Consider the following 14,108-nt stretch of genomic DNA (forward strand, 5'->3'; position numbering starts at 1 on the left):
GGACGACAGCGCCATGTCCGCCCCCGCGCCCCCGCCGCCCGGACTCCCCGACCTCCCGGTCACCTTCCGGCCCACCCTCACCCGGGTGGTCCTGCTGGCCGTGGGGGCGGCGATGTTCGTCGTGATCACCGCGGTCGCGATGATCCTGGAGAACCTCGGCGCGGGGGAGCGGACCAGCTTCGTCTTCGTCGCCCTGCTCTTCTTCGGCGTCCTCGCCCTGCTCAGTCGGCCCCGCATCACAGCCGACGAGCGGGGCATCACGGTGGTCAACATCACCCGTACCCGCCGGCTCGCCTGGGCGGAGATCCTCCGCGTCAACCTGCGCGCCGGTGACCCGTGGGTCTTCCTCGACCTCAGCGACGGCACCAGCATGCCCGCACTCGGCATCCAGCCCGGAATCGCCAAGGAACGGGCCGTCCGGGACGCCCGGACACTCCGCGCCCTCACCGAGTTCCACGGCAGCGGAGTGAACGACGTGACGGAGAACAGCTGAGCCCCCTGCCCAGTACGGCCCGATCCCGATTATTCTGGGACCGGTGGCGCACCCGGTGCGCCCCGCCCCGCACCAGAAGGCCCTCGAGGCCCGCGGGGCACATTCCTGCGACCCAAGGAGTGACTCCCTCCAGCAATGGACGGATCGTCCGGTAGTACCTGCGCCGCCCTCTCCCCGGAGGCGGCGGCATGACCACCCCCCTGTTGCTGCTCCTCGCGGCATTCCTTCTCATCCTCGCCAACGGATTCTTCGTGGCAGCCGAATTCGGGCTCGTCACGGTGGAACGGCCGGACGCCGAACGCGCCGCCGCCGAAGGCGACCGCCGGGCGCGCACCGTCGTCGCCGCCCTGCGCGAACTCTCCTTCCAGCTCTCCGGCACCCAGCTCGGCATCACCATCACCTCGCTGGTCGTCGGCATGCTCGCCGAACCGGCGCTCGCCCAGCTGCTCGCAGGACCGCTCACCGCCACCGGACTGCCCTCGGGGGCCGTTCCCGGGGTGAGTGTCGTGATCGGCATGCTCTTCGCCTCCGCCGTGCAGATGGTGATCGGCGAGCTGGTACCGAAGAACTGGGCGGTCTCGCGGCCGCTCCAGGTCGCCCGGTTCGTCGCCGGGCCCCAGCACCGTTTCTCCGCCCTCTTCCGGCCGGTGATCACCGCCCTGAACACCGTGGCCAACCGGCTGGTGAGGCTGCTGGGTGTCGAACCCACCGCCGAACTGGCCTCCGCCAGGACCCCGGGCGAACTCGTCTCCCTGGCCCGGCACTCCGCCGAGGCCGGCACCCTGGAACAGGACACCGCCGATCTCTTCGTGCGGACCCTGTCCCTCGCCGGACTCACCGCGCAGCACGTCATGACCCCGCGGGTGAAGGTCAGCGCACTGCAGGCGTCGGCGACCGCGGCGGACGTCCTCAACCTCACGAGGGCCACCGGTCTGTCCCGCTTCCCCGTCTACCGGGACCGCATCGACGAGGTCGTCGGCATGGTCCACCTCAAGAACGCCCTGGCCGTTCCCTCCCAGGACCGGCTGCGCACCCCGGTGAGCCGTATCGCCGTGGCGCCGCTCCTGGTGCCGGAGAGCCTGCCCGTCGAGCAGCTGCTCAAGCGGCTGCGCAGCGAGCAGCCGATCGCCGTCGTGGTCGACGAGTACGGCGGTACCGCCGGTGTCGTCACCCTCGAGGACATCATCGAGGAGCTCGTCGGCGAGGTCAGGGACGAGCACGACGCCGAGGGCGCGGACCGCCCCGAGCTGACGCCCGTCGTCGCCGACGACGGACGGGCCGGATGGGACGTGGAGGGCAGCACCCGGGTGCTGACCCTGCGGAGGATAGGCCTGGACGTACCCGAGGGGCCGTACGAGACCGTGGCGGGGCTGGTCGCCGACCTGCTGGGACGCATCCCCGCACCCGGTGACCGCGCCGAGCTCCCCGGCTGGCGGGTCTCCGTCCGCCAGGTCGGCCACTACCGCGCCGAACAGGTCCGCTTCGTCCGGCTCACCGGCATACCGGGATCCCCGGCTGAACGGCCGGACGAGCCGGAGCGGCCGGAGCGGCTCACCCAGGACCTGCTGGAGGCAGTGCGATGAGCCTCGTACAGCTGGTTCTCGCCGGTCTCCTCGTGCTGGCGAACGGCTTCTTCGTCGGCGCCGAGTTCGCGCTCGTCTCCGTACGGCGCAGTCAGGTCGAACCCCTCGCGGCAGGAGGGTCGAGCCGGGCCAGACAGGTCCTGCACGGCCTGGAGAACCTGCCGCAGATGATGGCCGCCGCACAGTTCGGCATCACCATCTGCTCCCTCACGCTCGGCGCGGTCGCCGAGCCGACCGTCGCCCATCTCCTGGAACCGGTCTTCCACGCGGCGCACGTGCCCGAAGGGCTCGTCCACCCGCTCGGCTTCGCGGTCGCCCTGGTCTCCGTGGTCTTCCTCCATCTCGTCATCGGCGAGATGGTCCCGAAGAACCTGGCGATGGCCGCCCCCGAGAAGACCGCGATGTGGCTCAGCCCCGGCCTGGTCGGGTTCGCCCGGCTCTGCAGGCCCGTCACCTCCGCACTCGGAGCGTGCGCCAGGCTCGTTCTGCGGCTCTTCAAGGTGGAGCCGAAGGACGAGGTCGAGGCCGTCTTCACCAGTGAGCAGCTCAACCGGCTGGTGGAGGACGCGGGCATGGCCGGCCTGCTGGAGCCGGAGGCACAGGAACGGCTCGGGGACGCCCTCGAGCTGGGCAGCAGGCCGGTGACCGACGTGCTGCTCGACCGGGCGTCCCTGGTGACGGTGGACCCGTCCGTGACCCCGCGCCGCGTGGAGGAGCTGACCGTACGGACCGGCTACTCACGCTTTCCCGTCCGTGCGGAGGGCGGCGGCCCGTTCATGGGTTATCTGCACGTCAAGGACGTCCTGGAGCTGGAGGACGGCGAGCGGGCCGTTCCCCAGCAGATCTGGCGCCCGATGGCCACCGTGCGGGCGGAACTCCCCCTGGACGACGCCCTCACGGTCATGCGGCGCGCGGCCACACACCTCGCTCAGGTCGCCGACGCGTCGGGCAAGGTGCTCGGCCTGGTCGCCATGGAGGACGTCCTTGAGATGCTCGTGGGCGAGGTCCGTGACCCGGCCCACCGCGTCTCGGTGCCCCGCCGCACGGTGGAGGTGCCGAAGGCGATGGCCCCCTCGGGGTGACTCCGCCCGGGTGATCTCCTCCGCCGTCGGGCGGTCCCACCGGGGCCGCCCGACGGCGCTTTCACAGGGCCCCGGGCTCCTGCCTCCCCCGGTCCGCCGGACCGCGCCCCGACAGCACCTCGCCGTACGCCTGCATCAGGTCCGGCAGCCGCAGGGTGGCCAGATCGTCCCGGGTCGGCGCCGCGGTGTAACCGGACAGCCGCAGATCACGGTAGGCGCAGCTCTTCTCGTACAGGGTGCGCAGGAAACGGCCGTTGCCCAGCTCGTCGATCCAGCCCTGCTCGACCACGTGGCCGCTGATGCTGCGCAGTTCGTCGTGGGACTCCTCGTCCCACACGTCGCCGTTGTCGGAGGCCAGTACCCCGCCGATCGCGGTGAGTTCGAGGGGGCGGTAGCTGGGGAAGTCGACCCGCGTGGTGAAGCGTGAGGAGAGTCCCGGGTTGGTGGAGAGGAGCCGGTCCATGCCCTCCGGGTAGCCGGCGAGGATGACGACCAGGTGGTCCCTGTTGTCCTCGGCCCGCTTGAGGAGCACCTGCAGGGCCTCGTCGCCGTACGCGTCACCCTTGCTGTAACCGGAGTTGGAGAGGCTGTACGCCTCGTCGACGAACAGCACCCCGCCGAGCGCCGAATCGATCAGCTCGTTGGCCTTCACCGCGGTCTGTCCGAGGAACTCGCCCACCAGGTCGGAGCGTTGGGCCTCGACCAGGTGGTCGCCGCCCAGGAGTCCGAGAGCGTAGAACACCCGGCCCAGGATGCGGGCGACCGTGGTCTTGCCCGTCCCCGACGGGCCCGAGAAGACGAAGTGGCGCTTCGGCGGCTGTACCGGCAGCCCCTGCTCCGCCCGCAGCCGCGCCATGTTCAGCTGGGCGGACAGTGCTTTGACCTGGCGTTTCACGGGTTCGAGCCCGACCATGCGCTCCAGCTTGGCCAGGGCCTCCGCAAGCATCACGGGGTCGCTCGGACCCGCTGGGAAGACCGCGGACGGCGGCGCACCCGGCTTCCTCCGCGCCCCGGCACCGCCCTGCCCGGACGGTGGCGTCCCGGCTCCGGACAGGCTCGGCGGGGCCCCACCGAGCCAGGGCTCAGGACCGTCCACAAGGTCGGTGCCGAGCGCCGTCTCCCCGTCCGTCCGGGCCTCCACACCCGTGCCGTCCGAACCGGGACCGGCCAGCGAGACGGAGGCGAGATCGACGGCCTCGTCGTAGCCGTCCCCCTCGGAGATCGCCGCGAGCCTGGCCGAGGTGTCCATGAACGCCGGGTCCACACGGTGCACCGCCCGGTACAGCGGCAGGGCCGCGGCGCTGCGGCCGGTGCCCTCGTGGGCCCGCGCCAGCCAGTAGCGCAGTTCCTTGCGCTGCGGCTGCTCGCTGCGACAGCGCATCAGCGCGGCGGACAGCAGGGGCTCCGCCTGCCCGTACATCTCCAGACGCACCCGCGCCATGCCGCCGAAGAGGCCCGCCTCGATGCCGAGCAGCGGATCCTCGACGAGTCGCTCCGTGGTGCGCACCAACTGCTCCCAGTCCTTGACCAGATAGGAGCGGCAGGCGTGCAGGAAGCGCACCTGGACGTCGGTGTCGACGGGTGGCAGGCCCGCCAACGCCCGGTCGAGTTCAGGGACATGGCGGCCGTCCAGCCAGTGCGAGGCATGCGCCAGGAGCAGGTCGCGCGGGCTCTCCAGCACCGGCTGCACCCACCACCCCAGCCAGTACCACGAGTTGAGGGTGCGGCGATGACGGGTGCGCTGCTCGCCGAAGCGGTCGCGGTGGCTGTACATGCGCAGCAGCGCCGTGGTGGTGTCGATCCGCAGTGCGTGCAGGCCCAGCCAGCCGTCCGCCATGCCGGGGTCGAGACGGACCGCGCTTCTGAACTCCTCCTCGGCCTGCGGGTACGCGCCCATGGTGTAGGCGTCCACCCCGCGCAGCCAGGCCAGGTCGGCCGGGGCCTGCATGCCCGGCGTGCCGATGTCCATCAGGTCCCCCACGAAGCGTGCCCCCGGAATGTCCCGCCCGCACAGCATGCCCACCGCGGCGCACCTAATCACCGTGCCAAGGAAGGGAATTGACCGCACCCGAGAGGCATCGTACCTGCACAGGGAGTGAGCGGTCAGGTGCGATACCGGCGCTTCGGGGGCAGTGACCGAGGGTGATCGAGGGGTCCCGCGGACCCGGACAGGAGGGCAGGACGAAGCCCCCGGTCACGGGGGAACAACCGGGGGCTTCGCGTCTGCGGGGGCTCCGAAAAGCCGCACATTGAGAACGTAAGACCTGTACGGCCCCTCGGTCAAGCCGAGTTGGGGTGACTGCCGGGCTTTCTCCCGCCTGGCGGCAGGGCGATCCTCAGGCTTCACTGTCCGTGATGATTCGACTCGCCACCGCTGTCGGGCGAGGCCCTTTCAGCCACACGTATCCCAAGGGCATCCGCCGTATCACCGCATCGGCGAAGAGGTAGGAGGGGTCGGCGGCGAAATGCCGCTGTTCCGCGGCGGTCCAGCCGTCCCAGAACTCCGAGAGTCCGGGGCCGTCGCGGTGCCTGCCCCGCTCCCAGGACGCCTCGCTGTCCCCCTCGATCCACAACAGTCCCGCGAGAAACGGCCGCACAGCGGTGCGTCCCGCCCCCACTCCCTCGATCAGTACCACGGGGGCGGGTTCCAGCGTCCGCGGCGGCCCGAAATGCCGGGCCGTCCAGTCGTACGGGGCGTATCGCGCGGGCTCGCCCCGCGAGAGGGGGGCCAGGACCTGCGCCCGGAGCCTGTCCGTCCAGGCGAAGAGCTCCTCGTGGGTGGCCAGGTCGTCCAGACGGAGCACGGGGGCGCCACCGAGGGCCGCGGCCAGACGGCCGGAGAAGGTGCTCTTGCCCGACCCCGCGTGGCCGTCGACCGCGATCAGCCGAACCGGCCCGCACGACGGGGGCAGGGAGCGCAGCCGTCGCGCGTGGTCCGCCAGGTCGTCCATGTCTCCACCTTACGAGGTTCTGCGGGCCCGCCTCCGGGCTCTGCGCAGGTCACGCCAGTGGACCAGACCAATATTTGTGTCGCGCCGCGAGTCGAATCACTGGCCGGATCCGGCCCCGACCCGCGATAGTTGGCGCACCGTTCGGCATCCGCAGCCCCAATCCGCTCATTGACCGGGGGTCCCGCCCATGACAAGACCGACTTCACGCAGAACCGTGCTCACCGCCGCGCTCGCGGCAGCGGCCGGCGCGGGCACCGCGGCCTCGGCCGGCCCGGCGAGCGCCGCCCCCTCCCGCACCTCCTCATCCCCGGCGGCGGCCTCGCTCGTGGACAACCGTTTCTGGAACACGTACACCGACTGGCGCTGCGGCGCCTCGGCCGGGACCCGCGCCGTCGCCGGACGCCGCCCCGGCCTGGTGATCTCCACCCCCGTCGGAAGCACCGACTACACCGACCCGCACACCGGCACGAGCGGCAGCTGGGAGTACGCGACCTGGACCTCCCCGGTCCACCGTTCCTCCGTCCCCGCCACCGAGGTCATCGCCTCCTGGAACGCCCACACGCCGAAGGGCACCTGGATCCGGATCGAGCTGCGCGGCAGATACTCGGACGGGACGGACACGCCCTGGTACGTGATGGGCAGCTGGGCCTCGGCCGACACGGACATCCGGCGGACCTCCGTCGACGACCAGACGGACGGGAAGAGCACCGTCTGGACCGACACCTTCTCGCTCGACGACGCGGCGAGCGGGCTCCGGCTGGTGTCGTACCGGCTGCGGCTCACCCTGTACCGGACGCCCGGCACCCGCCTCACGCCCACGGTCCACCGGATCGGCGCCATGGCATCGGACGTCCCCGACCGCTTCACCGTCCCCGCCACCGCACCCGGTACCACCCGGGAGCTGGCGGTGCCCCGCTACTCGCAGAACGTGCATGTGGGGGAGTACCCGGAGTACGACAACGGGGGCGAGGCCTGGTGCAGCCCCACCTCCTCGCAGATGATCGTCGAGTACTGGGGCCGCGGGCCCACCGCCGAGGACCTGGCCTGGGTCAAGCCGGATCTCGCCGACCCGCAGGTCTGCCACGCGGCCCGCTACACGTTCGACTACCAGTACGACGGATGCGGCAACTGGCCCTTCAACGCCGCCTACGCCGCGACGTACAAGGACATGAACGCGGTGGTCACCCGGCTCGGATCGCTCGACGACCTGGAGAAGCTGATCGCCGCGGGCATCCCGGTCATAACGTCCCAGTCGTTCCTGAAGGGTGAGCTGACGGGGGCGGGTTACGGAACATCAGGCCACCTGATGACCGTCATCGGCTTCACGGCGGACGGCGACGTGATCGCCAACGACCCGGCGTCCCCGTCCAACGACGCGGTGCGCCGCGTCTACCAGCGGCGCGAGTGGGAGAACATCTGGTTGCGCACGAAGCGCTACGACGCGAACGGCGCGGTCAGGGGCGGTACGGGCGGGGTCTGTTACGTCTACTGGCCGACCGACCCGGCACCGAGTCAGCGCCGAGTCCTGCGGTCGCTCGGCCTGGCCTGAGCCTGTGCGGCCCTACGGCCGCCTGACGCGGGACGGCAGCGTTCTCGGCCGTCCCGCGTCAGGCGGCGCCTCGCAGCTTGCGACGACGACCTGCGGCAAGTGCGCGCGGACGGTGCCAGGCGCTCCTCGATAGGATTCCGTGCGGCCCCCGCCCTCGGGGGACACGGGCCAACAACCGCCGACAGAAGGCGATTTACGGCCGGACGCGCCGTTGCGGAGCCAGCACCCGGAACGGCGCCCGCAACACCGAGTGAGTGGAGTGCCAGTCATGCGTGGAGGCAGCATCGCCGTGGTCGGCGGCAGCATAGCGGGGTGCGCCGCGGCTCTGGCCGCGTCGCGCGGCGGAGCCGAGAAGATCACCGTCTTCGAGCGCGCCGACGCCCGGCTTCGTGACAGAGGAGTGGGCATCGCTCTGCACAGCGACCGGTACGACGAGCTGAGGGACGCCGGGTACGTGGCTCCCGAGATGCCCTGGGCGCCCCTGACCCGGCGCGTATGGAGCGCGCGCGACGGCGAAGCGGACCACGGGCGGGTCATCGGCGAGCAGCCGTTTCCCTTCCGCGCCTACAGCTGGGGCTCCCTCTGGAGTGAACTGCGCCGCCGGGTACCGGAGGAGGTCTCCTACCGGTCCGGCTCGGTGGTCACCGGCGTGGAGCCGGACGCCGACGGGGTGACGCTCCGGCTCGCCGACGGACACCAGGAGCGCTTCGACGTCGTGATCGGTGCCGACGGCTACCGTTCCGTCGTCCGGGAGGCCATGTTCTCCGGCGCCGACGCGACATACGCCGGATACATAGGCTGGCGGGGCACGTCGTCGGACGTCGCGGATCTCCCCTCGGACGGCTACGACGCGCACAACATCGTCTTCCCCGGCGGCCACTGCATGATCTACCGCATCCCGGACGGCGTCGGCGGGCACCTGCTCAACTGGGTCCTCTACACCGTGCCCCCGCAGACCGACGGGCTCCACCCCGACCTGCGGACCCCGACATCCCTGCCGCCGGGTCGGCTCAACTCGGAGCTGACCGCGCACCTGCGGGCCCTGGTCGCAGACAACTTCCCGCCGTACTGGGCGGCCAGGGTGCTCCGTACACCCGCCGAGACCACCTTCATCCAGCCCATCTACGACCTGGAGGTGCCGCACTACACCGCGGGCCGGATGGCGCTCGTCGGTGACGCCGCCAGTGTCGCGCGGCCGCACATCGGTGGCGGCAGTGTGAAGGCGCTCCAGGACGCAACCGCGCTGGAAGCCGCCTGGGTGGCCGGGGACAGCTGGGAGGAGGTCCTTGCGAGCTACGACGCAGGCCGCGGCCCCGTCGGGGCGGGGATGGTCGCACTGGCACGCCGGATGGGCAGCGCGCAGGTCGAGAACACCCCCGACTGGTCGGCCATGGGCCAGCCGGAGTTCGACGTGTGGTGGCAGGACCAGAACAAGGGCTCCGACCGGCGCAGCGGCTTCGGCGGACACAGCATCAAGGCCGGGTAGACGCGGAGCGCGACGGGGGCGGCGGCCGTGTGCCGGCCACCGCCCCCGCCTGCCCGCCCGTGCCGCTCGCGTCTCAGGCCGACGTCGGCGCCAGTTCGAGCGCGGCGTGCAGCGCGGTGCCGTCGGCGCGGGCGTCCTCGCCGTCCACGCGCAGCGTCATCCGTCCCGACGTGAGAACCGTGAGCGTACTGGCGCACTCGGCGGCCTGGGCGGGGCTGGGGGACACCAGCAGCACGGCGATGCCCTCGTCCGCCAGCGTGGTGACCAACTCGTAGACCTGCCGGACGAGCACGGGTGCCAGGCCTTCGGTCGGTTCGTCGAGCAGCAGGACACGCGGCGAGCCGAGAAGCGCGCGGGCCAGCGCCAGCATCTGCTGTTCGCCGCCGGACAGATCCGTGCCCCGGTTGCCGCGGCGCTCACCCAGCCGGGGCAGCAGTTCCAGGACGCGGGCGGGCGTCCACACGCCGGGGCGCGTGGTGTCGCCGCCGCGCGGCGGACGGTAGGAGAGCCGCAGGTGCTCGGCGACGGTGAGCCCGGCGAACACACGGCGGCCCTGCGGTACGAGCCCGATCCCGGCACGGGCGATCCGGTGCGCGGGCTGCCCCGTCACGTCCCGGCCGTCCAGGCGTACGATCCCGGCGCTCGGACGCATCAGTCCGGCGACGGTGTGGACGAGGGTGGTCTTGCCGGCGCCGTTGTGGCCGACGACGGCGTGGACCGTGCCGGCGGGCACCGACAGGTCCAGGCCGTGCAGGACGGTGCCGCCGTGGTAGCCCGCGGTCAGTCCGGTGAGTTCGAGCATCGGGAGGCGGTCATCCTTTCGCTTCGCCGGTGGAGGCTGTGGAGGCGGAAAGCGTCGTTCCGGTGGTGTGGTACGCGTCGCGGACCTCCGGGTGCGCGAGCGCTTCCCGGGTCGGCCCCGTGACCAGAACCCGTCCCGCTGCCAGCACGCTGACGGATGAGGCGAGTTGCACGACCACGTCGACATGGTGCTCGACCAGGATGATGGCGACGCTCTCCGGCAGACCGCCGAGGATGCCGAGGAGCCGGCCGATGTCGCCGTCGGTCAGCCCCGCTGCCGGCTCGTCCAGCAGCAGCAGGCGCGGTTCGCCCGCCAGCGCGGCGGCGAGGTCGAGCATGCGGCGCCCGCCGTGGGAGAGCGTGGAGGCCGGCCGGTGGGCGACGTCCGCGAGGCCGACGGCCTCCAGATGGCGGCCGGCGGACTCGGTGTGCTGCCGGTAGCGGGACGGGCTGCGCCAAGCGCCGCGGCGCTTGGGGTGGTGAGGCCAGCCTGCCAGGACGACGTTGTCCAGCACGGACAGCTCACCTATCACCGAAGGCTGCTGGAAGCTTCGGGCGATGCCGAGGCGGCTGCGTCTGGCAGTGGCCGTGCGGGTGATGTCCGTGCCGTCCAGGGCGATCGTGCCGTGGTCGGGCCGGTCGGTGCCCGCGATGAGGTTGAGCAGGGTGGTCTTGCCGGCGCCGTTGGGGCCGATGACCGCGTGCCGGGCGCCCGCGGGGAGCCGCAGGCTGATGTCGTCGACAGCGGTGAGACTGCCGTACCTGCGGGTGAGCCGGACGAGGTCGAGGACCGGAGGCGCCGAGGCGGCGTGCGGTGCGGGCGTCATGGCGAGACCTTCCCGGTGGGGGTCGGGGCGGGGGCGGCCGGGGGCCGCTCGTCGGGTGGCGCACCCTCGGAAGCCGGTCCGCTCCGGCCGGATCCGCCCCGCAGGCCGGCCAGACCGCGGGGCAGCAGGTAGACGGCGGCGACGAACAGCGTGCCGAGCAGCAGCGGTCCGTGGCCGGGCCAAGCCCCGGCGACCCAGTCGCGGGTGATGACGATGAGCCCTGCGCCCATCAGAGCGCCGATCACGGACGTCGTGCCGCCGATGACGGCCGCCAGCAAGGCGAAAGCGGCGATCTCGAAGCCGACGTCGGCGGGGGAGAGGTACTGCTGGACGGTGACCATCAGCGAGCCCCCCACGCCGGCCAGCGCACCGGCGCAGATGTGCGCCACCAGCAGGTAGCGGCCCACCGGGTGTCCTGAGGCGCGCATGCGGGCTTCGGCGCTCCGGGTTCCGGTCATCAGCTTCCCGGCCGGGGAGCGCAGCACGAGAAGGGTGACGGTCACGGCGACGGCGGCGACGACGAGGGCGTAGGTGTAGAGCTCGTTCTCCTCGGTCATCCCTTCCCCGCCCCACAGTGCCTGCGTGGCCGGGAAGCCGACGAGACCGTCGGCGCCTCCGGTGACGGACTTGAGCTGATTGATGACCGCACCGGTCAGCTCACCGACCGCGAGCGTGATCATCAGCACGGTGGTGCCGCGGGCCCGGATCACGGCGGGTCCGACCACCGCGGAGAAGACGGCGGCGGCTAGTGCCGAGAGGACGATCTGTACGGGTCCCGCGGTCCACCCGGCGTCCGCGAGGTTCGCGGTGGCGTACGCGCCCACGGCGAACGGCGCGGTCTGCCCGAGCGTGGGCAGTCCGGCGTAGCCGGTGAGGATGGTGACACTGACCGCGAGCAGCCCCAGAGCCAGGGCGGAACCGGCCAGCGAGATGCTGTACGAATCGAGCAGTCCCGGCAGCGCGATCAGTACCAGGAGCAGGACGAGCAGCGGAGCGGCCTGCCGCCATGCGGCCCCGCGCGCAAGCCCCCCGACCCTGGCGAGTGCGCCCGCCGGTGCCGGTGAGCCCGGCGCCCCCATAAGGGGTTTCGCGGCGTCCGTAGCGTCGTGCGGGCCCGTTTCGGCCGTCCCGCGCGTGGTACGGGGCCGCAGACGTGCGACGAGGCGGCGGCGGAGCCGGTCCACCGGGTCCGGGGACGGGCCGTGGGAGTCGTGCGCGGCCGTCGGTTCCGCGAAGCGGGAGCGCAGCACCAACACCGCCGCCATCGCGGCGAAGAGCAGGTACGGTGCCAGGTCCGGTGCCAGGGAGACGCCGAGCGTCTGGACCTCGCCGACGGCGACCGCCGCTGCGAGCGTCGCCCACAGCGAGCGCAGTCCGCCGAGGACGACCACCACGAGGGACAGCATCAGCACCGTCTCGGACGTGCCTGGTCCGGGACCGATGATCGGCGCCCCGAGCACACCCGCGGCCCCGGCCAGCGCGCCTGCCGCCGCGAGCACGCCGGTGTGCACGGCCCGGGGGTTGTGACCGGTGGTCGCGAGCATCTGCGGATCGTCGGCGGCGGCGCGAACCGCCGCGCCCATCCGGGTCCGGGTCAGCACCCAGGTGCCGAAGGCCGCCAGCAGCACCGCCATCACGATGAATCCGAGACGGTACGCGGGATACCGGTGGCCCAGCAGCGTCACCGAGGAATCGAGCGCCTCGGGGACGCGTACGGGGAGATCGTTCGCTCCGAAGACCTGGATGAGCAGGTCTCCGCCGACCAGGGCCAGCCCGAACGTCAGCAGCGCCTGCGCGAGATGCCCACGACGGGCCAGCGGAGCCGTCGCGGCGGAGAGACCCGCCCCGGCGACGCATGCCGCGGCGGTCCCGGCGGCCAGTCCGACAACGAGGCCGCCCCAGGTCCCGTCACTCAGTTCGGCTCCCGTGTAGGCGCCGATCGCGTAGAGCGTGCCGTGCGACAGATTCAGTACGCCGGCGGTGCCGAAGGCGAGGCTCAGACCGGCGGCGACCACGAAAAGCAACAGCCCGTAGGCCACCCCGTCCACCGCCGGTACGAGGTGGGCGTCGAGGAGATCCATGTCAGCTGCCGAGCGTCGCCAGGTCCTGGACCATGACGTTGGCGAGCTGGCCACCGTCCGGCCGCACCTGGCGCAGGTACCAGGTCTGCACCGGCGAGTGTGCCTTGTCGCCGAACTCCCAGGCGCCGCGTGGGCTGTCGATCTGACCCAGGTCCGCGATGGCCTCGTTGATCGTCCGCGGTGTCACCTCGCCGTCCTTCGCCGCGTCGGCGACGGCCTTGTCCAGCACGGCGGCCGCGTCGTACGACGACATCGCGTACGTGGTGGGCTGCGTGTCGTGCTCGGCGGTCCAGTCCGCGGCGAACGTGCGGTTGGCCTCGTTGTCGAGGTCGGCCGCGTAGTTCAGGACGGAGTAGATGCCCTTGGCCGCGGCGCCCTGGGCCGGGAGCACGCTGCCCTCGGTGACGAAGGCCGTGTACAGCGGCAGATCGGCGATGTCGGACTGGGCGTACTGCTTCGCGAAATCGATTGCTGCCTTACCGGCGTAGAAGCAGTACACCGCCTTGGCGTCCGTCTTGGCGATCTCCGCGAAGTACGGCATGAAGTTGGTGGTCTTCGGGAACGGCGTCCAGGTGGTCTTGCCGTCAGGGTTGGCCAGCTTTCCCTTGACGCGCTTGAACTCGTCGGTGAAGCCGCGCAGTTCGTCGTAGCCGCCCTGGTAGTCGGGACCTATCGCGTAGACCGGCCCGTCGACCTTCTCCTTGACGTACGGGGCGATGGCCTTGCCCGGTTCGTCGGACAGGAAGCTCGTCGTCCACACGTATTCGAGGTCCTTCACGGGCGGCCGGGCGTTCGACCCCAGGAAGGGGATCTTGGCCTGGTTGACCAGCGGCAGCACCGCGTTGACCGAGCCGCCGCTGACGAAGCCCGTCAGCACATCGACCTTGTCCTTCTTGACCAGCTTGGTGGCCGCGGGGACAGCGGTCGGCGGACCGTCGCCCTCGTCCGCCACGATGAGCTCGACCTTGCGTCCGCCCAGCTTGTTGTCGTGGGTGTTGAGGTACAGCTCGAAGCCGGCGCGGAGGTCGGTGCCGACCGGTTCGTAGGTGCCGGACAGGGAGGCCACCAGGCCCACCTTCACGGTCTCGTCGTCGGAGCCGCTGCCGCTGCTGCAGCCGGTGACGGCTGCCAGACCGAAGGCGAGGGCGGCGGCGCCGGCCGGCCGGAATCCACGGCGGCGGGAACGGGGTGTGTCGAAGAACATGAGGGGGCTCTCATCAGAAGTGTCGAGCGAGACGGACGGGACTTGCGGGGG

At 71.7% G+C, this 14,108-nt stretch carries 11 protein-coding genes; 5 read left to right on the plus strand and 6 right to left on the minus strand.

Going from position 1 to position 14,108, the window contains the following annotated elements; all coding sequences use genetic code 11:
- Positions 1-13 precede the first annotated feature (13 nt).
- From JOC24_RS21600 to JOC24_RS21610, 3 genes are all read left to right on the plus strand, one after another.
- Positions 14-493: a PH domain-containing protein gene (locus tag JOC24_RS21600; RefSeq protein ID WP_205021990.1), complete on the plus strand. Its 480-nt coding sequence runs from the start codon at positions 14-16 to the stop codon at positions 491-493.
- 188 nt (positions 494-681) lie between these two features.
- Entirely contained in the window at positions 682-2,076 is a 1,395-nt protein-coding gene (locus tag JOC24_RS21605) for a hemolysin family protein (protein WP_205021991.1), read from the plus strand.
- Positions 2,073-3,158 carry a hemolysin family protein gene (locus JOC24_RS21610; protein ID WP_205021992.1) on the plus strand — a complete coding sequence of 362 codons (1,086 nt, stop codon included), beginning with the start codon at positions 2,073-2,075 and terminating at the stop codon, positions 3,156-3,158. The genes JOC24_RS21605 and JOC24_RS21610 overlap by 4 nt, the downstream gene beginning before the upstream one ends.
- Positions 3,159-3,219: 61 nt before the next feature.
- Here JOC24_RS21610 and JOC24_RS21615 read toward each other — a convergent pair whose 3' ends face one another.
- On the minus strand, positions 3,220-5,127 hold the full coding sequence (locus JOC24_RS21615; protein ID WP_239580769.1) for an AAA family ATPase: 1,908 nt from the start codon (positions 5,125-5,127) through the stop codon (positions 3,220-3,222).
- Between the two features lie 367 nt (positions 5,128-5,494).
- Positions 5,495-6,109, minus strand: coding sequence for a uridine kinase family protein (locus JOC24_RS21620; protein WP_205021993.1), 615 nt, complete (start codon positions 6,107-6,109; stop codon positions 5,495-5,497).
- 187 nt (positions 6,110-6,296) lie between these two features.
- Here JOC24_RS21620 and JOC24_RS21625 point away from each other — a divergent pair, with 187 nt between their 5' ends.
- Positions 6,297-7,658, plus strand: a complete 1,362-nt coding sequence (locus JOC24_RS21625) for a peptidase C39 family protein (protein ID WP_205021994.1) — start codon at positions 6,297-6,299, stop codon at positions 7,656-7,658.
- 268 nt (positions 7,659-7,926) lie between these two features.
- On the plus strand, positions 7,927-9,144 hold the full coding sequence (locus JOC24_RS21630) for an FAD-dependent monooxygenase (RefSeq protein ID WP_205021995.1): 1,218 nt from the start codon (positions 7,927-7,929) through the stop codon (positions 9,142-9,144).
- Between the two features lie 73 nt (positions 9,145-9,217).
- On the opposite strand, the gene JOC24_RS21635 is transcribed toward JOC24_RS21630, so the two are convergent.
- From JOC24_RS21635 to JOC24_RS21650, 4 genes are read right to left on the minus strand one after another with little or no spacing between them, the layout of a single operon-like run.
- On the minus strand, positions 9,218-9,946 hold the full coding sequence (locus tag JOC24_RS21635) for an ABC transporter ATP-binding protein (RefSeq protein ID WP_205021996.1): 729 nt from the start codon (positions 9,944-9,946) through the stop codon (positions 9,218-9,220).
- A gap of 10 nt (positions 9,947-9,956) precedes the next feature.
- Positions 9,957-10,772, minus strand: coding sequence for an ABC transporter ATP-binding protein (locus tag JOC24_RS21640; RefSeq protein WP_205021997.1), 816 nt, complete (start codon positions 10,770-10,772; stop codon positions 9,957-9,959).
- The gene (locus tag JOC24_RS21645) at positions 10,769-12,853 is read right to left on the minus strand and encodes a branched-chain amino acid ABC transporter permease (protein WP_205021998.1); all 2,085 of its coding nucleotides are present in this window, start codon (positions 12,851-12,853) and stop codon (positions 10,769-10,771) included. The genes JOC24_RS21640 and JOC24_RS21645 overlap by 4 nt, the downstream gene beginning before the upstream one ends.
- 1 nt (position 12,854) lies before the next feature.
- Positions 12,855-14,057: an ABC transporter substrate-binding protein gene (locus JOC24_RS21650; RefSeq protein ID WP_205021999.1), complete on the minus strand. Its 1,203-nt coding sequence runs from the start codon at positions 14,055-14,057 to the stop codon at positions 12,855-12,857.
- Between the last annotated feature and the right edge of the window lie 51 nt (positions 14,058-14,108).

Source organism: Streptomyces sp. HB132 (assembly GCF_016909575.1).
Lineage (GTDB): Bacteria > Actinomycetota > Actinomycetes > Streptomycetales > Streptomycetaceae > Streptomyces.